Below are 22,423 nucleotides of genomic sequence, written 5' to 3' on the forward strand. Positions count from 1 at the left end.
TCGGCAGGACGATCGCCGGCGTGAGCGCGTCGGCCCCGCTGACGAAAGGACCCACCGTGGCCACCAAGGACCTGACCCTCGAGGAGTTCGGCTCCACCGTCGCCGAGAACGACACCGTGCTCGTGGACTTCTGGGCCGGCTGGTGCGGCCCGTGCCGCCAGTTCGCCCCCGTGTTCGAGGCCGCCTCGGAGAAGCACGAGGACGTCGTGTTCGCCAAGGTCGACACGGAGGACCAGCAGCAGCTGGCGGCGATGGCCGGCATCACCTCCATCCCCACGCTCATGGCCTTCCGCGGCGGTGTGCTCGTGTTCTCCCAGGCCGGCGCCCTGCCGGGCACCGCGCTCGAGCAGCTGCTCGACCAGGTCAAGGGCCTCGACATCGCAGAGGTCCGCCGCCTGGCCGAGGAGCAGCAGGGCCAGCAGGGCGACGCCGAGCCGGGGCAGGACGAGGCCGTGCAGTCCACCGCCGCCCACCTCGACGACGTCAACGGCCGCTGACGGCCCGCGCGGCGTCGCCGCGCCGGCCGCTCACCGCGGGTCGAACGCCCCCTGCTGCCACTGCTCCACGAGCCACGGGCTGAACGCGCGGGGCACGGCGGCCAGGGCGGCGGTCAGCTCGGCCGGCTCCACCCAGCACCACTCCGCGACCTCGTCCCGCTCCGGGGCGGGGTCGCCGTGCATCCGGGCCCGGAACACGGGGCAGACCTCGTGCTCCTCCATGCCGGAGGCGTCCACGGCGCGGTAGCGGAAGTCGGGCAGCACCTCGACGACGTCGCGCACCGGGACGCCGAGCTCCTGCGGGGCGCGGCGCAGCACGGCCTCCGCCGGGGACTCGCCGGGCCCGGGGTGCCCGCAGAACCCGTTGGTCCACACCCCGGGGAACGCCTTCTTCCCGAGTGCGCGGCGGGTCAGCAGGAACCGTCCGGCGTCGTCGTAGACGTGGCACGAGAACGCCAGGTGCAGGGCCGTGCCGCCGTCCTCGGTGCGGCGGTGGACCGTGGCCTTGGCCTCTGTGCCCACGGCCTCGCCCGCCGGGGACAGCAGGACCACGCGCTCGACGTCGTCGGGGCCTGCGGCCGGGACGTCCGAGGCCGCCATCCACGGTCGGACGACGGGGGAGGGGCGGTCGTGCGGGGAGGGCGTGGCCGGGGTCTGCATGCCTCTCAGTGTGGCAGGCGAGCCGGGCCGCCCATCAGATGTGGGCCACGTCACCTCGGCCCGATCCCGACGGCCGGGCGTGGCTAGAGTGCTGAGGTCGGCGCCACACCCCGGCGCGTCCCACGTCACTCCAGGAGAGCATCCCATGGCCTTCGCCGCCCTGTCCCGTTCCGCCCGTCTTGCCGGCCTGTCCGCTGCCGCGCTGCTGGCCCTCACCGCGTGCGGCGGTCAGGACTCGTCCGACGCCGACGCGTCCGCCTCGACGACGGCGCCCGCCTCCGCGTCCGCGCAGGGTGCGGAGTCGTCGTCCGCCTCGGCGTCGTCGCTGTCCGCGGCCCCGGCCGACTACGAGGCCGGCACGTGCTTCACCGCCCCGCTCGGCGCCCGTGACCTGTCCTCCTTCGAGACCACCGACTGCGAGGGCGCCCACACCGCGGAGTACCTGTGGGCCGTGCCGGCCGTGGCCGAGGGTGAGGAGGCCGACCCCGCCGCCGCCCAGACCTGCACCGCCCAGGCCCAGCGCCTGAGCGAGGAGAAGGAGGACCAGCTGAACGGGGCCGTCCTGACCTCCTCCGAGCTGGGCAACTACGGCACCGACGAGAAGCACTGCGTCGTGTACGGGGTCTCCGGTGAGTGGGAGGGTCAGATCGTGGACCCGGAGATCACCCTGGAGACGGCGTCCGCCGACGCCTGATCCCGCCGGCGGCCCCGTGCGTCGTGAGATCGCGCCGCCCGGGACCGCCGCGGATGGACGCGGGACCGGCGCGGCCCGTAGTGTCTTCTGCGTCCAGAAGTTAGACGGTCGAACAGATGCGGCGGTCGGTGCCGCGTCGTGTCCGCCACCGAGGAGGCGCCATGGGTGAAGCGAGGACGGGCGGCGAGGCCGCGCTCTCCGGGGTGACCGCCGAGCTGGACGCCGCGCTCCGACATGCCGCGGCCCAGGCACCCGGATCCGCCGCCTTCGCCGAGCTGCTCGACTCGCTCCACGTCCATGTGGGCGCCGGCAAGCTCATCCGCCCCCGTCTCGTCGAGCTCGGCTGGCGCCTGGCGACCGCCGACCCGGTCCCTCCGTCCGGCCGCGCTGCCGTCGACCGACTCGGGGCCGCCTTCGAACTGCTGCACACCGCGCTGCTCGTCCACGACGACGTCATCGATCGGGACGTGCTGCGGCGCGGCCAGCCCGCCGTGCACGCCTCCGCCCGGCACCGCCTCGAGGCCCGCGGGGTGCCCGCCGCGGACGCCGCCCACGCCGGGGTCGCCGTCGCCCTCATCGCGGGGGACGTCCTGCTCACCCAGGCGTTCCGGCTCGCCGCCACCTGTGCCGCCGACACCGCCCGGGCCGCCGAGGCCGCCGCCGTCGTCTTCGACGCCGCCGCCGTGACCGCGGCCGGCGAGCTCGAAGACGTGCTCCTGGGGCTGTCCCGCCACACCGGTGAGGAGCCCGATCCCGACCGCATCCTCGCCATGCAACGGCTCAAGACGGCGCACTACACGGTCGGCGCGCCCCTGCGCGCCGGCGCCCTCCTGGCCGGGGCGGATCCCGACCTCGCCCGGGCGATGGGCGAGGCCGGCGCCGACCTCGGCGCCGCCTACCAGGTGATCGACGACGTCCTCGGCGTGTTCGGCGATCCCGGGGAGACCGGCAAGTCCGCCGACGGCGACCTGCGCGAGGGCAAGGCCACCGTGCTCACCGCCCACGGCCGCCGCATCCCCGCCGTCCGCGCCCTGCTCGACGCGGGCCCGGCCACCCCCGCGGACATCGAGGCCGCCCGCCGCGCCCTCGAGGCGGCCGGTGCCCGGGAGCACGCCCTCGACGTCGCCGCCGAGCTCACCGTCCGCGCCCGCGAGCGCATCGCGGCCCTGCCCCTGGACGAGACGGTCCGGGCGGAGTTCGCCGACGCCTGCCACGCCGTGCTGACCCGGAGGTCCTGAGATGGCCGCGCCCACCCCGAGCCCTGCCGCGCTGTACACGCGGACGGCCCACACCGCAGCGGCCCAGGTGATCCGCCGCTACTCCACGTCCTTCTCCTGGGCCTGCCGCACCCTGCCCCGGCAGGCACGCCAGGACGTGGCCACGATCTACGCCATGGTCCGCGTCGCCGACGAGGTGGTCGACGGCGTCGCGGTGGCCGCCGGGCTCGACGAGGCCGGGGTCCGCGCCGCCCTGGACGACTACGAGCGGGCGTGTGAGGCCGCGATGGCGTCGGGCTTCGCCACCGACCCGGTCCTGCACGCCTTCGCCGACGTGGCCCGTCGCCACGGCATCACCCCGGAGCTGACCCGTCCCTTCTTCGCCTCCATGCGCGCGGACCTGGGGATCCGCGAGCACGGCGCCGAGTCCCTGGACGCCTACATCCACGGCTCGGCCGAGGTGGTGGGGCTGATGTGCCTGCAGGTCTTCCTCTCCCTCCCCGGCACGCGGGCCCGGACCCCGGGCCAGCGGCAGGAGCTGCGCGCGCAGGCCTCCCGGCTGGGGGCGGCGTTCCAGAAGGTCAACTTCCTCAGGGACCTGGCCGCGGACCACCACGAGCTGGGCCGCACCTACCTGCCCGGTGCCGCACCGGGCGTGCTCACCGAGGCCCGCAAGGCCGAGCTCGTGGCCGAGGTCCGCGCCGACCTCGACGCCGCCCTGCCCGGCATCCGTGTCCTGGACCCCGGGGCCGGGCGCGCCGTGGCCCTGGCGCACGGACTGTTCGCGGCCCTGGTGGACCGGATCGAGGCGACCCCGGCGGCCGAGCTGGCCCACCGCCGTGTCCGGGTGCCGGACCATCAGAAGGCCCGGATCGCCGCCCGCGTCCTGGCACGGGGCCGCCGGGGAGGCCGCCGATGAGCGCCCGGGACACCGCTCTCGGCCCGCGCACCGTGGTGGTGGGCGGCGGTTTCGCCGGACTGGCCACGGCGGGCCTGTTGGCCCGCGACGGGCACCGGGTGACGCTGCTGGAGCGCGGCGCCGTCCTGGGCGGCCGTGCCGGACGCTGGTCTGAGGCGGGGTTCACCTTCGATACCGGGCCCTCCTGGTACCTGATGCCCGAGGTGATCGACCGCTGGTTCCGCCTCATGGGGACCTCCGCCGCCGAACGGCTGGACCTGCGCCGTCTGGACCCCGGCTACCGGGTGTACTTCGAGGGGCACCTCCACGAGCCCCCCGTGGACGTGCGCACCGGCCACGCGGAGACGCTGTTCGAGTCCCTCGAGCCCGGCGCCGGGCGCCGGCTGCGGGCCTACCTCGACTCCGCGTCCCGGATCTACGGGCTCGCCAAGGAGCACTTCCTCTACACGGACTTCCGCCGGCCGGCCGCCCTGGCCCACCCGGACGTCCTGCGCGCCCTGCCGGCCCTCGGGCCCCAGCTGCTGGGGGGCCTGCGCTCCCACGTGGCGGCCCGCTTCCAGGATCCCCGGCTGCGCCAGATCCTGGGCTACCCGGCGGTCTTCCTCGGCACGTCCCCCGACCGTGCCCCCGCCATGTACCACCTGATGTCCCATCTGGACCTCGCCGACGGCGTGCAGTACCCCCTCGGCGGGTTCGCGGCCCTCGTGGACGCCATGGCGGAGGTCGTGCGTGAGGCCGGTGTGGAGATCCGCACCGGGGTCGAGGCGACCGCCGTGGAGGTCGTGGACCGTCCCGCCCCCGCCGGCCGCCTCGGACGCCTGGCCGCCCGCCTGCCCAGGCCGGGAGCAGCCCGCGGGGACGAGGGCCGACGTCGCCGCCCGGGCCAGGTGACCGGCGTCGCCTGGCGGTCCGACGACGGCGCCGCGGGACGCCTCGACGCCGATGTGGTGGTGGCCGCCGCGGACCTGCACCACGTGCAGACCCGTCTGCTGCCTCCCGGCCGGCGCGTCGCGGAGTCCACGTGGGACCGGCGCGACCCCGGTCCCTCCGGCGTGCTCGTGTGCGTGGGGGTGCGCGGATCCCTGCCCCAGCTGGCCCACCACACCCTGCTGTTCACGGCGGACTGGGAGGACAACTTCGGGCGCATCGAGCGGGGGGAGGACCTCGCCGCGGACACGTCGATCTACGTCTCGCGCACCTCCGCCACGGACCCGGGCGTGGCCCCGGAGGGCGACGAGAACCTCTTCATCCTCGTCCCGGCCCCCGCCGAGCCGGGGTGGGGGCGCGGCGGCATCCGGGTCCGTGACGGCCAGAGCTGGCGGGTGGACCGCGCCGGGGACGCCCAGGTGGAGGCCGTGGCGGACCGGGCCCTCGATCAGCTGGCCCGCTGGGCCGGGATCCCCGACCTGGCCGAGCGCATCGTGGTGCGGCGCACCTACGGGCCCGGTGACTTCGCCGCGGACGTGCACGCCTGGCGGGGTTCGCTGCTGGGCCCCGGGCACACGCTGGCGCAGTCGGCCATGTTCCGCCCCTCGGTGCGGGACGCGGACGTGGCCGGCCTGATGTACGCGGGCTCCTCGGTGCGCCCGGGAATCGGGGTGCCCATGTGCCTGATCTCCGCCGAAGTGGTCCGGGACGAACTGCGCCACGACGCGCGCAGGGCCCGGCCCGCGGGCCCCGGGGGGAGCGGCACATGATCCGCACCCTCTTCTGGGCGTCCCGGCCGGTCAGCTGGGTGAACACGGCCTACCCGTTCGCCGCCGCCGCGATCCTGACCGGGGGGCTGCCCGCGTGGCTGGTGGTCCTGGGCGTCGTGTTCTTCCTGGTGCCCTACAACCTGGCCATGTACGGCATCAATGACGTGTTCGACTTCGCCTCGGACCTGCGCAACCCCCGCAAGGGGGGTGTGGAGGGCTCCGTGCTGGGCGACCCCGCGGTGCGCCGCCGGGTGCTGGCGTGGTCGGTGCTGCTGCCCGTGCCGTTCGTGGCCGTGCTCGCGGGCTGGTCCGCCGTGCGGGGCGAGTGGGCCGCCGTGCTGGTGCTCGCGGTGAGCCTGTTCGCGGTGGTGGCGTACTCCTGGGCGGGGCTGCGGTTCAAGGAGCGGCCCTTCCTGGACGCCGCGACCTCCGCCACCCACTTCGTCTCCCCCGCGGTCTACGGCCTCGCGCTGGCCGGGGCGACCCCCACGCCCGCCCTGGCGGCGCTGCTGGGGGCGTTCTTCCTGTGGGGCATGGCCTCGCAGATGTTCGGGGCGGTGCAGGACGTGGTGCCGGACCGGGAGGGGGGCCTGGCCTCGGTGGCCACCGTGCTGGGCGCTCGGCGCACCGTCCTGCTCGCCGCCGGCCTGTACGCAGCGGCGGGCCTGCTGCTGCTGGCCACCGACCCGCCGGGCCCGCTCGCGGCGCTGCTGGCCGTGCCCTACGTGGTGAACACCCTGCGCTTCCGCCGCATCACGGACGCCACCTCGGGCGCGGCCCACCGCGGCTGGCAGCTGTTCCTTCCGCTGAACTACGTGACCGGCTTCCTCGTGACCCTGCTGCTGATCGGGTGGGCGCTGACCCGGGGGGCGGCGGCATGATCTACCTGCTGGCCCTGCTGGGTGTCATCGGCTGCATGCTGCTGGTGGACCGGCGCTTCGAGCTGTTCCTGTGGCATCGCCCGCTCCCGGCGCTGCTGGTGCTGGCCGCCGGGGTGGCCTACTTCTTCGCCTGGGACCTGTGGGGGATCGCCGAAGGCGTGTTCCTGCACCGGCAGTCGCCCTACATGACCGGGGTGATGCTCGCCCCCCAGCTGCCCCTGGAGGAGGGGTTCTTCCTGCTCTTCCTCAGCCAGATCACGATGGTGCTGTTCACCGGGGCGCTGCGCCTGCTGCGCGGCCGGCGAGGTGACGCCCGTGCCGCGACGCCGGCCGATCCGACCGACGGGGGCAGCCGGTGACCTTCCTCGACCTCGTCCTCGTCTTCGTGGGCTTCGCCCTGGCCGTGCTCGTGGGCGCCGCCCTCGTCGGCCGCGTGCGGGGCGAGCACCTGCGGGCCGTGGCGGCCACCCTGGTGGCCCTGTGGGCCCTCACGGCGGTCTTCGACAACGTGATGATCGCCGCGGGGCTCTTCGACTACGGCCATGAGCTGCTGGTGGGTGCCTACGTGGGCCAGGCGCCCGTGGAGGACTTCGCCTACCCGCTCGGCTCCGCCCTGCTGCTGCCGGCGCTCTGGCTGCTGCTGACGAGCCGTCGTGCCGATCGGCGCGGCCGTCGGCCGGGACGCCGCCCCCACCCGGACGATCGCTGACATGCTGCCGTTGATCCCCGCAGACCTGTTGCGCGCGCTCGGCCTGATCCTCGTCCCGGTCGCGGCGGTGCACGCCGGATGGCCGTCCGCGGCGGCGATGCTGCTCGTGTTCGGCTCCCAGTGGCTCACCCGCTGGCTCGCCCCGGGCGGCGCCCTGGACTGGGCCGCGCAGGCGGTCCTGCTGCTGGCCGGGTGGCTGAGCGTCATCGGCCTCTACCCGCGGGTGCCGTGGCTGGACCTGCTCGTGCACGCCGCCGCCTCCGCCGTGGTCGCCTGTCTGACGGCACTGGTGGTGGGGGCATGGCTCCGGCGTCGGGGGACCGAGGCCGGGCAGGCCGTGGCCCTGCTCGGCCCGGGCCTGGCCGGGCTGGGGATCGCGGCCGCCGCCGTGGCCCTGGGCGTGGTGTGGGAGCTGGCCGAATGGTGGGGGCACACGGCGGTGACCCCCGAGATCGGTGTGGGCCACACGGACACCATCGGCGACCTCGCCGCCGATCTCGTCGGCGCCGGGATCGGCGCCGCCCTCGCCGTGCGCCGGGAGCGCATCCGGTGACCCCGGCCCGCCCCACGGTCTCCGTGGTCGTCCCGGTGCTCGACGACGCCGAGCACCTGCGCGTGTGTCTCGCCCTGCTGGCCGCCCAGAGCCGGCCGGCGCTGGAGGTGGTGGTGGTGGACAACGGCTGCGTGGACGACTCGGCGGTGCTCGCCCGCGCCGCCGGCGCGCGGGTGGTGCACGAGCCGCGCCGCGGGGTCCCGGCCGCGGCGGCCGCCGGCCTGGACGCCGCGGTCGGGGAACTGCTGGTGCGCTGCGACGCCGACACGCGGATGCCCGCGGACTGGCTCGAACGGATCGTGGCTCGGTTCGACGCCGACCCCGGGCTCGACGCCCTCACCGGGCCGGGGACCTTCCACGACCAGCCCGGCCTCCGGGGACAGGTGCGGGCGGCGCTCTACACCGGCGCGTACCGCTGGGGGGCGGGCGCCGCGGTGGCGGCCACCCCCGTCTGGGGCTCCAACTGCGCCCTGCGCGCCGAGGCGTGGCAGGCTGTGCGGACCCGCGTCCACCGCGAACGCGGGGACGTGCACGATGACCTGGACCTGTCCTTCCAGCTGGCCCTGGCCGGCCGCCGGATCCGGTTCGATCCGGACCTGCGGGTGGAGGTCGCCGGGCGCATCTTCCACTCCCTGCGCCAGCGGGTGCGGCAGGGCCGGATGGCGGTCACCACCCTGCAGGTCAACTGGGCCCGGCTGTCCCCCGGGCGGCGGTGGCTGCGCCGGGCGGCCCGGTCACGCCCCCGGCCCCACTGGGGGCGTGGCCCCGACGGTCAGTCCCGCGACTGAGCGCCGCCGGCGCCGCGGGCTCGCCTGTCCAACGGGTTGCGACGCAGGGGCAGCCGGTCCACCAGCGGCCGCAGCAGGCCGCGGGTGCGGGGACGCTCGCCGCCGTCGTGCCGGCGCCTGGCCTCGGCCAGGATGTTCGCGGCCATCTCCGGGAACACCACGGCGTGGAAGGGCAGGATGGCGGTCCAGTAGGCGCGTCCGAGCAGGCCGTCCGGCATGAAGACCGCCCGCTGGCGGTAGACGGAGCCTCCGCCCTCCCGCGGCTCGGTGCTCAGCTGCAGCCAGGCCCGCCCGCCGGCCTTCATCTCCGCCCGCAGGGTCAGCCGCCGCCCCGGCTCCACGTCCTCCACCCGCCACCAGTCCACGGCGTCGCCGCGTCGCAGGTGGTTCGGGTCCCGCCGGCCGCGGGTCAGGCCGGGCCCGCCGGCCAACTTGTCCATCAGCCCGCGGATCTTCCACAGCAGCGGGGTGGAATACCAACCGTTGGCGCCGCCCACCGACTCGATCACCGGCCACACCTCCTGCGCGGGCAGGTCGGACTCGCGCTCGCGCTCGTCCGTGTAGACCGTGGTGCCGGCCCACTCGGGATCCGAGGGCAGAGAGGCGGCCGGGTCCGCGGAGCTCTGGAGGTCCGCGTCGAAGGTGACGTCCAGGGGACCCTCCTTCTCCCGCTTCAGCGCCAGCCGCACGGCGTCCATGTAGGAGGTCAGCCCGCCCGGCGGGTCCGGGATGAGGTCGCGGACCGAGCGGTCCTCCACGACCGCCTCCTCGGCGAGGGATGCGGCCAGGGGCAGGGCCACCGCGACCGGGATGGGGGTCACCATGCCGATCCAGAAGCCCGCCAGGGTCTTCAAGGGCAACGGGGTGGGGATCACGATGCGCCGGGACAGGCCGGCGGCCTTGGCGTAGTCCACCAGCACGCTCGCGAACGGCTGGGGGTGCCCGTTGCCGATCTGGGCCCGCAGCTGCACGGGCTCCGGGAGGGCGCAGGCCTGCAGGAGGTAGTACAGGACGTCGCGGATGGCCAGCGGCTCCACCCGGTTCCTCAGCCAGGACGGGCCGGGCATCACGGGCAGCCGCTCGGCGAGGTGGCGGATCATCTCGAACGAGGTGGAGCCCGAGCCGATGATCACCCCGGCCTCGAACGTCAGTGCCGGGGTCGCCGCCCGCTCGAGACGCTCGGCCACGAGGGCGCGGGAGCGCATGTGGTCGGACAGCTCCGCGACGGGGACCGTGTCCGGGTGCAGGCCGGAGAGATAGACGAGCTGGGCCACGCCGGCCGTGTCCGCGGCGGTGCCCACGATGTCCGCGATCCGCTGCTCCTGGGCCACGAAGTCGCCGCCCCCGCCCATGGAGTGCACGAGGTAGAGCACGGTGTGCACGTCCTGCATGGCGGCTTCGACGAGGTCCGCCTCGGTGAGGTCGAGCTCCACCGCCTCGATGCTGTCCGACCACGGTCGGTCCGCGAGGTCGGAGGGGTTCCGGGCGCCGGCCCGGACGTCGAAGCCGGCGGCGAGCAGCTCGGGGATGAGGCGCCCGCCCACGTAACCGGTGGCACCGGTGACGAGGACGCGACGGCCCCGGCCGTCCGGCAGGGACAGGCCGAGGGGGGAGGTGTGGGACGCCGGCGTGGCACCGGCGGGGACGGGGGAGGGCTGTGTGGACGCCATGGGCGCACTCTAGGGTCCGGGGCGGGTCGGGCTGAAGGTCTCAGGTGTGCGGACCCGGGGCCCGTGAGTGGGCACGCCGCCGAACCTGCGTCGGTCGGAGCGGGCCCGGCACGGTCCGTGAAAGACTGCTCGCTATGGCCACTGCAGATTCCGGAGACGTCCTGCCGCACCTGCGCACCGAGGCCATCCGCGCCGTCGTCGGGCCCACCAGTGCGGACCGCGGCTTCGCCGTGGCCGCGTCGGGTGCCGTGGGGCGCCTGCGCTATGACGCCGCCACCGGCCGTCTGAGCGCCTCCGTCCAGGGCACCGCGCCCAGCCCCTACCGGGTGCAGGTGCAGCTGCAGGAGGCCTACGACGACGCCGCCGAGGACGGCGCCGGCGCCCTCATGGAGCCGGTGGGCGGGCGCTGCACGTGCCCGGTCGGGACGGACTGCAAGCACGTGGCCGCCGCGCTCTACCAGGTGGTCCGCCTCGACGCCGACCAGGCCCTCGACGACGCCCGCCGCAAGCTCGCCGAGATGGTCACCACGGCGGACGCGCTGCCCGCGCCCGCCGGCCGGGGCCACGACGGCGGCGGCCCGGCCGGCCTCGACGCCCCGGCCGCGGACGGGGCGGCACCCCCACCCCCTGCCGGCCTGGACTGGCGACGGGTCATGGAGCCGCTGGCCGGACTCCACGGCCCGCGCCGGGTGGGCACGCCGCCCGCGCTGGCGATCGGCGTGGAGCTCGTGGCCGAGTCCTCCCGCAACGCGTTCCAGCAGTGGGGCCCGGCGACCGCCGGGGAGGAGCAGGTGCGCGAGGGCCGCCCGCTGTACGTGACCGTGCGCCCGCTCAAGCGCGGGGCCAAGGGGACGTGGATCAAGGGCGGGCTGACGTGGAAGGCGTTCCAGTTCCCGCGCGCCGAGTTCGCCCCCGCCCAGGAGCGGGCGATGCGCCTGATCTGGCGTCAGGTCCAGGCCGAGGACTCCTACCCGGGCGACGCCTGGTTCGGTCTGCACGTCTTCGACTCCCCGCGGATCTGGCAGCTGCTCGCGGAGGCCCGCGAGGTCGGGGTGGAGCTCGTGCCGCTGGGGCTGCTGACGGACGTGGTGCTGGAGGCGCCCGTCGCCGTCGGGCTGGACGTCACCCGCGCCCCCGACGGCGGTCTGGACGTGGCCCCGTCCCTGGACCCGGCCCCGCCCGGCCCCGGGCTGAGCGGTGTGCACGCCGTGGGAGGCATCGGCTTCTACCGCGTGGAGCTCACGGACGAGGAGGCCGTGCTCCACCTGATCCCCGCCGCACGCCCCGTCCCCGAGGCCGTGCAGCAGCTCGTGCTCGCCGGCGGGCCCGTGCGCGTGCCCGCCGCGGACCGCGAGGAGTTCCTCGGCCGGATCTACCCGCGGCTGCGTGGCGCCCTGCCCGTGACCAGCGGCGACGCCTCCGTGGAGCTGCCCGAGTTCGAGCCGCCCGTGCTGCGGCTGCGCGCCGACTTCCGACCCGGCCACGAGCTCGTGCTGCGCTGGTCCTGGCTCTACTTCGACCCGCCCCGCGAACTCGGCCTCGACGCCGGCGGCGACCCCCTGCGGGACACCCGGCACGAGGACGCGGTGCTGCGCGCCGTGGCCGAGCTCTGGCCGCGCGCCGGCCGTGCGGAGGAGCAGGTCCTCGAGGGCGTGGGCGCCGCCCGGTTCTCCGAGCAGGTGCTGCCGCTGCTGCAGCGCGCGGACCACGTGCGCGTGGACGTCACCGGCGACCGCCCCGACTACCGCGAGCTGAAGGCCGCCCCGCGCATCGAGGTCGGCACGAAGGCCACGCAGAACGACTGGTTCGACCTCGGCGTGCAGGTCTCCGTGGACGGGCACGTGCTGCCGTTCGTGGAGCTGTTCACCGCGCTCGTGCAGGGCAGGACCACGCTGATCCTCGCGGACGGCTCCTACCTGGGCCTCGACCACCCCGCCTTCGACCGGCTGCGCGCCCTGCTCTCCGAGGCCGCCACCCTGCAGGAGTGGACTCCGGAGCACACCCCCGTCTCACGGCACCAGGTCGGCTTCTGGGAGGACCTCAAGGAGCTCGCGGACGAGGTGGACGAGGACCCGGAGTGGACCGCCGCCGTCGGGCGTCTGGCCGCCGTCGAGCGCCTCCCCGAGGCCCCGCGCCCCGCCGGCCTGAAGGCCGACCTGCGCCCCTACCAGGAGGAGGGTCTGCGCTGGCTCGCGTTCCTGTGGGAGCAGGACCTCGGCGGGATCCTGGCCGACGACATGGGCCTGGGCAAGACCGTCCAGACCCTCGCGCTCTTCGCCCACGCGCGCCAGGCCCGGCCCGAGCGGCCGCCGTTCCTCGTGGTCGCGCCGAGCTCCGTGGTGTCCGTGTGGGCGGCCGAGGCCGAGAAGTTCACCCCGGACCTCGACGTGCGCGTCCTGGACACCACCACCCGCAAGCGCGGCACCGCCGTGGCGGACGAGGTGGCGGGGGCGGACGTGGTGGTCACCAGCTACACGCTCCTGAGGATCGACGCCGGCCAGTACGGCGGACTCGACTGGGGCGGGGTGGTCTTCGACGAGGCACAGTTCCTGAAGAACCGCGCCGCGAAGGTGCACACGGTGGCCCGCGACCTGCGCGCCCCCTTCCGGCTGGCCATCACCGGCACGCCGATGGAGAACTCCCTCAGCGACCTGTGGGCGCTGCTGGGCGTCGTCGTGCCGGGCCTGTTCCCGAGCCACCGCCGGTTCCGCGAGACCTACGTGACCCCCATCGAGACCGGGGGGGACCCCGAGCGGATGGCGGCCCTGCGCCGCCGCGTGCGCCCGTTCATGCTGCGCCGCTCCAAGGAGCTCGTGGCGAAGGACCTGCCGTCCAAGCAGGAGCAGATCCTCCAGGTGGAGCTCGAGCCGGCCCACCGCAAGCTCTACGACCGCGTGCTCCAGCGCGAGCGCCGCAAGGTGTTGGGCCTGCTCGGGGACATGGACGGCAACCGGTTCACCATCTTCACGTCGCTCACGCTGCTGCGGATGCTCGCGCTGGCGCCGCAGATCGTCGACGACCAGTACGCCTCCGTGCCCAGCTCGAAGCTCGAGCGGTTCCTCGACGACCTCACCGAGGTGATCGGCGAGGGGCACCGCGTGATCGTGTTCAGCCAGTTCACGAGCTTCCTGCGGGTGATCGCCGAGGAGCTGGACCACCTGGAGATCGAGCACGCGTACCTCGACGGCTCCACGCGCGGGCGCGCCGACGTGATCCGCGGCTTCCGCGAGGGCGAGGCGCCGGTGTTCCTGATCTCCCTGAAGGCGGGCGGCTTCGGCCTGACCCTGACCGAGGCGGACTACGTGTTCCTCATGGATCCGTGGTGGAACCCCGCTGCGGAGGCGCAGGCCGTGGACCGGGCGCACCGGATCGGGCAGGAGCGGACCGTGATGGTCTACCGGCTCGTGTCCGAGGGGACGATCGAGGAGAAGGTGCTCGAGCTGCAGCGGCGCAAGGCCGAGCTGTTCGGTGCGCTCATGGACGAGTCCGACGACTCCGGCGCCGGTGCCTTCACCGACTCCCTCACCGCCGAGGACATCCGGGAGATGCTCGGCGCCGAGGAGTGAGGGCCGCGCGAGGCGGGCCGGACGTCTTCGTTCGGGAAACGGCGGCGTGTCGCGACGTTTTCGTTGATGAAACGGCGTCCCGCCCGCCCGTTTCGTCAACGAAAGTCGTCCCCGGGGCGCCGTTTCCCGAACGAAAGCGGGGGGTAGCCTCGGGCCATGCGTCGCCCGTCCCGTTCCAGCACCGCCGCCCCTGCCTTCGCGCCGTCCGCCCGGTCGCAGGTGCCGCCGTTCACGGTGATGAGCATCCTCGGCCGGGTCGCCGAGCTGCGTGCCGCCGGCCACGACGTCGTCAGCCTGTGCGCGGGGGAGCCGGGCGGGGGCGCCCCGCCCGCCGTCGACGCCGCGGCCGCCGCCGTCCACGCCTCCGGCCGTGCCCTCACCTACACCCCGGCGCTGGGCCTGCCGGAGCTGCGGGCCGCCGTCGCCGGCCACTACCGCCGCTGGTACGGGCTCGACGTGCGCCCCGAGCAGGTCGCGATCACCACGGGCTCCTCGGGGGCGTTCATGCTCGGCTTCCTCGCGGCGTTCCCCCCGGGGGACCGCGTGCTCCTGCCACGCCCCGGCTACCCCGCGTACCGCAACATCCTCACGGCGCTCGGGGTGGAGGTGGTGGACGTGGACGTCGACGCCGGCACCCGCTACCAGCCCACGGTCGCCCACCTGGAGGCGGCGCTCGCGGAGGGCCCGGTCGCGGGGCTCGTGCTCGCCTCCCCGGCCAATCCCACGGGCACGATGGTCAGCGCCGCCGAGCTCGCCGAACTCGCCCGCTGGTGCGAGGAACGCGGTGTGCGGCTCGTCTCGGACGAGATCTACCACGGCATCGTGCACACGGACGGGCAGGGGCCCGGCGCCTGCGCATGGCGCACCTCCCGCACCGCGCTCGTGGTCAGCTCGTTCTCCAAGTACTGGGGCATGCCCGGCTGGCGGCTGGGCTGGATGCTCATGCCGGACGACCTCGCCGCCGCGGTCGACGGCCTCGCCGGCTCGGTCGCCCTCTGCCCGCCCGCCGCGGCCCAGGAGGCGGCCGTCCACGCGTTCAGCGAGGAGTCCTACGCGTTCTGTGCCGAGCAGGCCGGCGGCTTCACGGCGACGCGCGGCGTCGTGCTGGCCGCCCTGCCCCGGCTCGGCTGGGCCGACGCCGCCCCCGCCGACGGCGCCTTCTACCTCTGGGCCCGTCTCGCCCCGGGCATGCTGGCGGAGTTCGGCAGCGCCGTCGGCTACTGCGCCGCCCTGCTGGAGGAGGCCGGCGTCGCGCTGACCCCCGGCGACGACTTCGACGCCGTCCACGGGCCCGAGTCCGTCCGGCTCTCCTTCGCCGCCGGCCCGGACGCCGTCCACGAGGCGCTCGAGCGGATCGCCGCCTGGCATGCGGCGCGCGGCCTGGCCTGACGGGCTCCGCCGCGCGCCGCACCGCCCGACGTCTCAGCCGCCCAGCCGGTAGTGGCGCCCGAGCGGCGTGCCGTTGACGGCCCGGTCGCCGAGCAGTCGGGCGCGGTAGATCAGCGGGTTGTGGCTGACCAGCACCCGCGCATTGCGCCCATGCCGGTCCAGCCCGCGCGTGCGCAGCGTCGCGGAGGCCCCGCCCACCTCGAACAGGCGGGTCGCCGCGCGCTCGAGGGCGTCACGTGCCGGTTCCCCCGACGGGGGCGCGCCGTCGGCGCCGCCGGGATGACGGGGCGGGGTCCACCGCAGTATTGCGAATCATCCGCAACAGTCTTTATTGTGAATCAGTCGCATCTTTTCGCTCTCGTGAAAGGCCCCCCGTGTCCCACTTCGCCCCGCAGCGCCGTTCCACGCGCACCGCCACCTTCTCCGCCACCCTCGCCGCCGCGGCCATCGCCCTGACGGCGTGCGGCGCGGACGCCGACCCGTCCGGCCCGACGTCGGCACCCGCCTCCGCCGCGGGCGGCTCCGAGTCGCCGGCGGGTGAGGCGACGGCGGCCTCCTCCGTCTCCGCGGAGGACCGCGTCGACCCGGCCCGGGCCACCGAGGTCTCCGCGGTGACGCCGCGCATCCTGCTCTCGCACGAGGACGGGCTCACGCTGCTCGACGCCGAGTCCGGTGAGGTGGTGAAGGAGCAGGACATCACGGGCTTCACGCGGCTGAGCAACGCCGGCAACGGCAAGGACGTCCTGGTGACCACCGGGAAGGGCTGGGAGGTGTTCTCCACCGGCATCCAGGCCAAGGCCCACGGCGATCACTTCCACCACTACGAGTCCGCGCCCGGCATGACCGGCGTAACGTTCCCGGGTGAGCATCCCGGCCACGTCGTCACCCACAACGGCAAGACCACCCTCTTCGCGGACGGCACGGGCGCGATCCGCACCTTCGACTCGACCCACCTGGACAAGGCGACCCCGGACCTCATGCCCGTCATGACGGAGGCCGAGACCGAGGACCCGCACCACGGCGTGGCGCTCGAGCTCTCCGACGGCACCCTCTTCACCACGCAGGGCACCGAGGACTCCCGGAACACGCTCCAGGTGATCGACCCGAAGACCGGCGAGGTCACGGCCGAGACCGACGACTGCCCCGGCAGTCACGGCGAGGCCGCGGCCCAGCCGACGGAGGCGGGCGACGTCGTCGTGATGGGCTGCGAGAACGGGCCCGTCGTGTACCGGGACGGCGAGTTCCACAAGGTGGACGTCGAGACCGAGTACCAGCGCTCCGGGAACCTGTTCGGGTTGCATGACTCACCCATCGTCCTGGGTGATCACAAGGTCGAGGAGGAGCCGAAGGAAGCCGTCGAGCGGCCCACGGGGATCGCCCTCATCGACACCCGCACCGATGAGCTCACCACCGTGGACCTCGGCTCGTCCTACTGGTTCCGCTCGCTCGGCCGCGCTGAGGACGGCTCCGCGGTCGTGCTGACCTACGACGGCGAGGTCACCGTGATCGACGAGGAGACCGGTGAGGTCACCGCCGAGTACCCGGTGATCGAGCCGTGGAAGGAGAAGGACGAGTGGCAGGAGCCCGGTCCGATCCTGAAGGTCGCCGGGAACACCGCCTACGTGACGGACGCGGAGAACCGGAGGCTCGTGGCCGTGGACCTGGAGACCGGTGAGACCGTCCTGGAGAAGGACCTGGAGTTCGCCCCGGTCGAGATGGCCGTGGTCACCGGCCAGCCGGAGTCCGTGAAGCCCGAGGAGGGCGCGCACGGTGACGAGGACCACGACGACGACGGCCACGAGGGCCACGACCACGGCGCCGAGCCCTCGGAGGGCCACGAGGGGCACGACCATTGATCGTGTGACGAGACTCCGGCCGGGCGCCCTTCGTGGGGAGGGGTGCCCGGTCGGCGGCCGGGGGCGTCGTGGGGACGCTGACGGCCAGGGCCGGCACCTGCCGCCGGCCCGTGGATGGAGGAGGGCGGGGTCGCGTCGTGGGGACGCGGCCCCGCCCGCCTGTCCGCAGGCCCCGCTCCGGGAGGGCCTGCCGGATCCAGGAGGGCCTGCCGGAGAGGATGCCCCGGGGATGGTGGGGTCAGTTGGCCACCGGATCGTGGTCCGTGATCACGCTCAGGCGGTACCGGGTGCCCTCGGGGGCCTCGGCGCTCACCACCAGGTCCTCCGCGTCCGACTCCGGCACCATGACGACGTATCCGCCGCAGCGGTCCGACCACCCCAGGGGTTGGTAGGCGGCGAAGCCGTCCGCCCCGAGGATGCCCACCGAGGACGGGCCGGCGTCCGGGTCGTCGCACAGCAGCATCAGGCGCAGGGTGCCCTCGGGGCGTTCGCCGCCCATCGCCGCGCCCCCCTCCCCGGGGGTCTGGAGGCCCTGCAGCTCGGAGGCGATCACGTTGACGTCCGTCGTGGGCGTGCCGGGCAGCTCGACGCCCTCCAGGGCCCGGGCCAGGGGGTCCTCCGTCGGACTGCCCGCCCGGTGCGTGACGGCGGCCTCCGGGAGGGCGGCGAGGAAGCCCTCGCTCAACGGCAGAGCCCCGTTCCTGGCGGGATCGGCGCCCTCGGGCACGAACCCGGCACCGGCGGTGGAGCCGCCGCCCGAACCCTGCGTGGCGCTCCCGGAGGCCGGCGCCGGAGTGCTCGGCGCCGTGGTGCCGGAGGCTGGCCCGCCCGCGGACGGCGTGGTGGTCTCGGACGTGCTCGACGGGGACGGCGTCGTGTCGGAGGACGCCGCAGGGGAGGGTATGGTGCCGGACGCCGTCGCTGGGCCCCCGCCGCCGGAGCAGCCGGCGAGCGTGAGGGCCAGGGTCAGGGCCGCCGTCGTGGCCGGGAGGGCATGGCGGGCGGAGCGGAGGGAAGGGGGTGAGGGGGTCAAGGCGGACCTCCGTCGGTCGGGGGAGCCCGTGCTCCCGGACGCCGGCCCGACCGGTCGTCGTGCAGTGCGTGAGGGGAGACTAGGCATCGCATGGGTCCCCGTCTAGCCCCCGGTGTGAGGGACGCCGGATGTGCGCTTCGCGCGCGGCGGGGAGGAGTCCTCAGGCGGCCGGTGCCTGACCCCGCACCTGCCGCAGCACCTCGGGGGCGACCGCCGCGGCCCAGTCCTCGTAGCCGGCGCCGTTGGGGTGGAACAGGTCCCGGGCCAGGCGGCTGACCTGGTGCCTCAGATTCCGCCGCCACGTGGCCGCGTGCACGTCCGCCACGCCGAGGCCGTGCCGGGCGGCCACCCGCCGCACCACCGTGTTCGCCCGGCGCACGCGAGCCTCGAACGGCGGGATGCGGAACGTCGGGACCAGGCCCAGCGTGGCGCCGGCGGGCAGGGCGCGGGCGATCGCCTCGAGGGGCTCCTCGAAGGCGGCCTCGCGGAACCGCCAAGCCCAGGTGACGTCGTTGCCGCCGACGACGCACGTCACCGCGTCCACCCCGCTCGCCGGCATGAGGGGCAGCTGGTCGGCGAGCACGTCCTTCGCCATGGCCCCGCTGACGGCGAGGTTCACCACCCGCACGGGCCGGCCGGTCTCGGCGGCCACCCGCTCGGCCACCTGGGCCACGTACGTGCGCTCCACGCTCTCGGCCCCGATCCCGACGGCGGCCGAGTCGCCCAGCACCACCCACGTGAGTGCGTCGGGGTCCGCGCGGGCGGCGAGGGCGTGCCAGTGGGCGCGGTAGTCGGCGTCGTGCTGGGCCTGCCAGCCGGAGGGGGAGGGCATGCGCGCCAGGCTACCGGCGCCCTGACGTGCGGATACGCGGGAGGGCATCGACTCGGGCCACCTCATGGGCCAGGATTCGGCCATGACGTTCCTCCGGGCCGTGGGCCGCTTCTACGGACGCTACGCGCAGTTCGGCGGCCGGGGCGGGCGCGCCGAGTTCTGGTGGGTGGTGCTGTACCTGTCCCTCGGCATCACCCTCCTGTTCGAGGCCCTCGGGGCGGACACGACGACGGCCGCCCCCTCCGCCGTCGTGTTCCCCGGCTTCGCGGTCAGCGGTCTCAGCGTCCCCGCCGTCGACTCGATGACCGAGGCCTACCAGGCCTTCTCGGGGGTCTGGGGCCTGCTCCATCTGGTGCCCGCCTGGGCGCTGACGGCCCGGCGCCTGCACGACGCCGGGCTCAGCCGCGCCTGGCTGCTCCTGGCGCTGCTGCCCGTGCTCGGTGCGATCGCCCTGCTGGTGATGGTGCTCCAGCCCTCGGATCCGCGGGTGGCCGCGGAGGCCGCCGCGCCGAGCGGTCAGTCGTCGACGACCTGAACGTCCACGCGGATGTTGCCGCGGGTGGCGTTGGAGTAGGGGCAGACCTGGTGGGCGGCGTCGGCGAGCTGCTGCGCCTCGTCCTGGGGCAGGTCCGGGATGACGACCTCGAGGGTGACGGCCAGGCCGAAGCCCTCGCCGGCCTTGCCGATCGAGACGCGGGCGCCCACGGAGGAGTCGCCGAGCTTCTTCTTGGCCTGGCGGGCGACGCTCTGCAGGGCGGAGTGGAAGCACGCGGCGTAGCCGGCGGCGAAGAGCTGCTCGGGGTTGGCGCCGTCGCCGCTGCCGCCCATCTCGGCGGGGATCGCCAGGTCCATGTCGACGCGGCCGTCCGCGGTCCGGACGTGGCCGTTGCGGCCGCCGCCCGTGGCGATGGCCTCGGTGGTGTAGAGGGGCTCGATCTCGATCTCGATCACGGTGTGCTCCTTGACGGTGTCTGGCCCGGGGTGCCGGGGGCCGCTCGACGGCGGCCACGGTCCAAGGTAGTCCGCGATCAGGTTGTGTGCAATCCAGTTGTCTGCGGGGTAGGTTGTCCGGGTGGACGTCACCCCCCTCGACCTCGACCGCCAGCTGTGCTTCTCCCTCTACCGCGCCAGCCGGGCGGTGACCCGCGCCTACCGGCCCCTGCTCGAGGAGCTGGGCCTCACCTACCCCCAGTACCTCGTGATGCTGGTGCTCTGGCAGGAGGACGGGCCGGTGGGCGTGAACGACATCGGCGCGCGCCTGGGACTCGACAGCGGCACCCTCACCCCGCTGCTGCGCCGCCTCGACCACGCCGGCCTGGTCACCCGTGCCCGCAGCGCCGACGACGAGCGGCGTCGCCTCATCTCCCTCGCCCCCGCCGGCCGGGACCTGCGCGAGGCCGCCGCCGACATCCCCGCACGCATGGCCGACCTCTACCCCGGGCCGGCCGGACAGCGGGAGGAGCTCAAGGCCTTCCTGGACGAGCTGGCCGCGGGACTCGACTGAGCCGGGGCGCGGGCGGGGGCGCAGGATCCCCGCGACCGCCTGCTGTGCTCAGGACCGCGTCATGAGGACGCGGTCCTGAGCACATCGAGCGGTCTTCTCAGGACGCCGCCCGGGCCACCACACCGCCCCGCCCCGACCGCACCGGCGCGGTGCGGCGGTACCAGTCCAGGCAGAAGACGGCGATCAGCACGAGGTCGATCCAGTCGCCGCCGTAGTACATGAGCTGGGCGCCGGCCTGGGCCTCCGCCACGCCCACGCCCGCCGGCGGATGCGCGTAGACGTGCTTGGAGAGGATCGCGTGCAGCGCGAGGAACGCCACGAGCACACCTGCCCGCAGCGGGTGTCCGTGCGGGTGCGGTGCCGGGTCCACCTGCAGGATCGCGGCGGTGAACACCCACCCGGCCAGCAGCACGTGCACGTGCACCAGCAGATGCCCCACCGCGGAGGCATGCATCCAGGCGTGCAGGGGTGTGGTGTAGAGCAGCCACAGCCCGCCGATGTTCAGCAGCCCCGCCACCACCGGGTACGAGACCACCCGCACGTACGGCGTGGACAGCACCCGGGACAGCCGCCGCGCCCACGCCACGGGCAGGCCCCGCAGGGCCACGGTCACCGGCGCGGACAGCACCAGCAGCAGCGGGGCGAGCATGCCCAGCAGCAGGTGCCCCCACATGTGGGCCGTGAAGTCGTGGTGGCCGAGCACCCCCAGCGGTCCCACCGCCACGACGCCGGCCACCACCCCCGCGGCCGCGCTCAGGGTGCGCGCGTCGGACCAGGCGCGGCCCCGGCGTCGTCCGGCGCGGACCAGCGCCGCATAGGCGACCAGGAACAGCAGGAGTCCGCCGCCGATGACGACGCCGGCCAGCGGGAACGGGGCGCTCGCCGCCTGGGCGCCGAGCTCCGCCCCGATCCCGCCGGGGTGCTCATGTACGGGCGGCCGCCCGGCGGGAGCCGCGCCGCCACGCCAGGGTGCCGATCACGAGGAAGGCGATCGCAATGGCCATCCACACGAGGTCGTACACGAGGATGTCGTCCACGGGCGCGTACGGGCCGGTGCCCTGCAGCTCCGTGGGGATGACCTCGTACCGGATCTGGTGGATCCTCATGAGCTTGTGCTGGACGGTGCCGTCCCACGCCTGGAACGCGCCCGCGCCGATCAGCACCGCCGGCCACCACCGGCCGACGCCGGGGCCGCCGCGGCGTCGCACGTCCGCGAAGAGGAACAGCCCGGCCACGGCGGCGAACCAGCCGAAGGCGTGGAAGAGTCCGTCGGAGACCAGGCCGACGGCCGCGGTGGACAGGTCGTAGAAGTGGTGCCAGTGCAGGAGCTGGTGCAGGACGACCTCGTCGACGAAGGCGGCCACGCCCACCCCGAAGAGGATCCCGGACAGCAGCAGGCGGCGGTGGAGGTCGGGGGCGGGGCGGCCGACGGGCCGAGCCGTGACGGAGGGGGAGGCCATGGCGCCCACGCTAGCGGCAGTTCCCAGCGAATGCCCAGGTCACGGGCGTCATCCACGCACCGGCCGCAGTGGCGGTCCCGTGAGGCGATGATGGTGCCCATGGCCGCCCACTCCTTCGCCCTCGTGCCCTCCTCCTACGTCCTCTTGCTGCGGGGACGGGAGGTGCTGCTGCAGCGCCGGCATCACACCGGGTACATGGACGGGTTCTGGGTGGCGGGCGCCGCCGGGCACGTGGAGCCGGGGGAGGCGGCCCGGCAGGGGGCGGTCCGGGAGACGGCGGAGGAGCTCGGCGTCGAGATCGAGCCTGCTGCCCTCGAGCTGCTGACCGTCATGCAGCGCACGGACGGCACGGACACCCCGCGCGAGCAGCGCGTGGACTGGTTCTGGGCCTGCCGGTCCTGGGCGGGTGAGCCGCGGATCTGCGAGCCCGGCAAGGCCCCCCACCTGGAGTAGTTCCCCCTGGATTCGTTGCCGAGCCCGATTCCGGACTACGAGCGG

23 protein-coding genes and 1 pseudogene are annotated in these 22,423 nt (G+C 74.8%); 16 read left to right on the top strand and 8 right to left on the bottom strand.

Annotated elements, in window-relative coordinates:
- Positions 1 to 56 precede the first annotated feature (56 nt).
- The gene (trxA, locus tag NR072_RS07185) at positions 57 to 497 is read left to right on the top strand and encodes a thioredoxin (protein ID WP_069941388.1); all 441 of its coding nucleotides are present in this window, start codon (positions 57 to 59) and stop codon (positions 495 to 497) included.
- A gap of 30 nt (positions 498 to 527) precedes the next feature.
- Here the strand turns inward: trxA and idi are convergent, their stop codons facing one another.
- Positions 528 to 1,157, bottom strand: a complete 630-nt coding sequence (idi, locus tag NR072_RS07190) for an isopentenyl-diphosphate Delta-isomerase (protein WP_098094132.1) — start codon at positions 1,155 to 1,157, stop codon at positions 528 to 530.
- Positions 1,158 to 1,302: 145 nt separating this feature from the next.
- Here idi and NR072_RS07195 point away from each other — a divergent pair, with 145 nt between their 5' ends.
- The 9 genes from NR072_RS07195 (at position 1,303) to crtX (ending at position 8,615) form a co-directional block, all read left to right on the top strand.
- Positions 1,303 to 1,851 (top strand): hypothetical protein, encoded by a 549-nt coding sequence (locus NR072_RS07195; RefSeq protein WP_020626537.1) that lies wholly within the window; start codon positions 1,303 to 1,305, stop codon positions 1,849 to 1,851.
- 161 nt (positions 1,852 to 2,012) lie between these two features.
- On the top strand, positions 2,013 to 3,089 hold the full coding sequence (locus tag NR072_RS07200) for a polyprenyl synthetase family protein (protein ID WP_010079993.1): 1,077 nt from the start codon (positions 2,013 to 2,015) through the stop codon (positions 3,087 to 3,089).
- Position 3,090: 1 nt separating this feature from the next.
- Positions 3,091 to 3,987, top strand: a complete 897-nt coding sequence (locus tag NR072_RS07205; RefSeq protein WP_010079994.1) for a squalene/phytoene synthase family protein — start codon at positions 3,091 to 3,093, stop codon at positions 3,985 to 3,987.
- Complete coding sequence (crtI, locus tag NR072_RS07210; protein WP_061866789.1) at positions 3,984 to 5,684, top strand: phytoene desaturase family protein; 1,701 nt, start codon at positions 3,984 to 3,986, stop codon at positions 5,682 to 5,684. Before NR072_RS07205 ends, crtI begins: the two co-directional genes overlap by 4 nt.
- Entirely contained in the window at positions 5,681 to 6,565 is an 885-nt protein-coding gene (locus tag NR072_RS07215) for a prenyltransferase (protein WP_036314900.1), read from the top strand. The genes crtI and NR072_RS07215 overlap by 4 nt, the downstream gene beginning before the upstream one ends.
- Entirely contained in the window at positions 6,535 to 6,924 is a 390-nt protein-coding gene (gene crtYg / locus NR072_RS07220; RefSeq protein ID WP_036314902.1) for a C50 carotenoid gamma-cyclase subunit alpha CrtYg, read from the top strand. Before NR072_RS07215 ends, crtYg begins: the two co-directional genes overlap by 31 nt.
- Entirely contained in the window at positions 6,921 to 7,274 is a 354-nt protein-coding gene (gene crtYh, locus NR072_RS07225; protein WP_010079998.1) for a C50 carotenoid gamma-cyclase subunit beta CrtYh, read from the top strand. Before crtYg ends, crtYh begins: the two co-directional genes overlap by 4 nt.
- 1 nt (position 7,275) lies before the next feature.
- Positions 7,276 to 7,827 (top strand): hypothetical protein, encoded by a 552-nt coding sequence (locus tag NR072_RS07230; protein ID WP_174233308.1) that lies wholly within the window; start codon positions 7,276 to 7,278, stop codon positions 7,825 to 7,827.
- On the top strand, positions 7,824 to 8,615 hold the full coding sequence (gene crtX, locus NR072_RS07235; RefSeq protein WP_036384352.1) for a C50 carotenoid glucosyltransferase CrtX: 792 nt from the start codon (positions 7,824 to 7,826) through the stop codon (positions 8,613 to 8,615). The genes NR072_RS07230 and crtX overlap by 4 nt, the downstream gene beginning before the upstream one ends.
- On the opposite strand, the gene NR072_RS07240 is transcribed toward crtX, so the two are convergent.
- Entirely contained in the window at positions 8,600 to 10,285 is a 1,686-nt protein-coding gene (locus NR072_RS07240; RefSeq protein WP_049145750.1) for an SDR family oxidoreductase, read from the bottom strand. The genes crtX and NR072_RS07240 overlap by 16 nt on opposite strands.
- A gap of 134 nt (positions 10,286 to 10,419) precedes the next feature.
- On the opposite strand from NR072_RS07240, the gene NR072_RS07245 reads away from it, so the two are divergent.
- Together NR072_RS07245 and NR072_RS07250 are read left to right on the top strand one after the other, a co-directional pair.
- Positions 10,420 to 13,851 carry a DEAD/DEAH box helicase gene (locus NR072_RS07245; RefSeq protein ID WP_036340482.1) on the top strand — a complete coding sequence of 1,144 codons (3,432 nt, stop codon included), beginning with the start codon at positions 10,420 to 10,422 and terminating at the stop codon, positions 13,849 to 13,851.
- A gap of 156 nt (positions 13,852 to 14,007) precedes the next feature.
- Positions 14,008 to 15,240 (top strand): aminotransferase class I/II-fold pyridoxal phosphate-dependent enzyme, encoded by a 1,233-nt coding sequence (locus NR072_RS07250; protein WP_163721629.1) that lies wholly within the window; start codon positions 14,008 to 14,010, stop codon positions 15,238 to 15,240.
- Positions 15,241 to 15,273: 33 nt separating this feature from the next.
- On the opposite strand, the pseudogene NR072_RS07255 reads toward NR072_RS07250, so the two are convergent.
- Positions 15,274 to 15,480 (bottom strand): annotated as a pseudogene (locus tag NR072_RS07255) (acyl-CoA dehydrogenase); the annotation flags it as partial.
- A gap of 134 nt (positions 15,481 to 15,614) precedes the next feature.
- Here NR072_RS07255 and NR072_RS07260 point away from each other — a divergent pair.
- Complete coding sequence (locus NR072_RS07260; RefSeq protein WP_163721631.1) at positions 15,615 to 17,096, top strand: PQQ-binding-like beta-propeller repeat protein; 1,482 nt, start codon at positions 15,615 to 15,617, stop codon at positions 17,094 to 17,096.
- Between the two features lie 238 nt (positions 17,097 to 17,334).
- Here NR072_RS07260 and NR072_RS07265 read toward each other — a convergent pair whose 3' ends face one another.
- Complete coding sequence (locus tag NR072_RS07265) at positions 17,335 to 17,781, bottom strand: hypothetical protein (protein WP_098094159.1); 447 nt, start codon at positions 17,779 to 17,781, stop codon at positions 17,335 to 17,337.
- Positions 17,782 to 18,289: 508 nt separating this feature from the next.
- Positions 18,290 to 18,961, bottom strand: coding sequence for an SGNH/GDSL hydrolase family protein (locus NR072_RS07270; protein WP_010080009.1), 672 nt, complete (start codon positions 18,959 to 18,961; stop codon positions 18,290 to 18,292).
- An 82-nt stretch (positions 18,962 to 19,043) separates the two neighbouring features.
- Here NR072_RS07270 and NR072_RS07275 point away from each other — a divergent pair, with 82 nt between their 5' ends.
- Positions 19,044 to 19,496 carry a DUF805 domain-containing protein gene (locus NR072_RS07275; RefSeq protein ID WP_061866797.1) on the top strand — a complete coding sequence of 151 codons (453 nt, stop codon included), beginning with the start codon at positions 19,044 to 19,046 and terminating at the stop codon, positions 19,494 to 19,496.
- On the opposite strand, the gene NR072_RS07280 is transcribed toward NR072_RS07275, so the two are convergent.
- Entirely contained in the window at positions 19,478 to 19,897 is a 420-nt protein-coding gene (locus tag NR072_RS07280; RefSeq protein ID WP_205521359.1) for an organic hydroperoxide resistance protein, read from the bottom strand. The two genes, NR072_RS07275 and NR072_RS07280, sit on opposite strands and share 19 nt — an antisense overlap.
- 136 nt (positions 19,898 to 20,033) lie before the next feature.
- Between NR072_RS07280 and NR072_RS07285 the strand changes: the two genes are divergently transcribed.
- A complete protein-coding gene (locus NR072_RS07285; RefSeq protein ID WP_012751108.1) occupies positions 20,034 to 20,465 on the top strand; it encodes a MarR family winged helix-turn-helix transcriptional regulator in 432 nt (143 codons plus the stop codon).
- A 97-nt stretch (positions 20,466 to 20,562) separates the two neighbouring features.
- Here NR072_RS07285 and NR072_RS07290 read toward each other — a convergent pair whose 3' ends face one another.
- Both NR072_RS07290 and NR072_RS07295 read right to left on the bottom strand, forming a co-directional pair.
- Entirely contained in the window at positions 20,563 to 21,375 is an 813-nt protein-coding gene (locus NR072_RS07290) for a cytochrome c oxidase assembly protein (RefSeq protein ID WP_163721648.1), read from the bottom strand.
- A 13-nt stretch (positions 21,376 to 21,388) separates the two neighbouring features.
- Entirely contained in the window at positions 21,389 to 21,925 is a 537-nt protein-coding gene (locus tag NR072_RS07295) for a DUF2243 domain-containing protein (RefSeq protein ID WP_163721633.1), read from the bottom strand.
- Between the two features lie 99 nt (positions 21,926 to 22,024).
- On the opposite strand from NR072_RS07295, the gene NR072_RS07300 reads away from it, so the two are divergent.
- The gene (locus NR072_RS07300; RefSeq protein ID WP_225348749.1) at positions 22,025 to 22,378 is read left to right on the top strand and encodes an NUDIX domain-containing protein; all 354 of its coding nucleotides are present in this window, start codon (positions 22,025 to 22,027) and stop codon (positions 22,376 to 22,378) included.
- Positions 22,379 to 22,423: the final 45 nt, after the last annotated feature.

Origin of the sequence: Micrococcus sp. Mcc89, assembly GCF_024519795.1 — a bacterium.
In the GTDB taxonomy this organism is placed as follows: domain Bacteria; phylum Actinomycetota; class Actinomycetes; order Actinomycetales; family Micrococcaceae; genus Micrococcus; species Micrococcus luteus.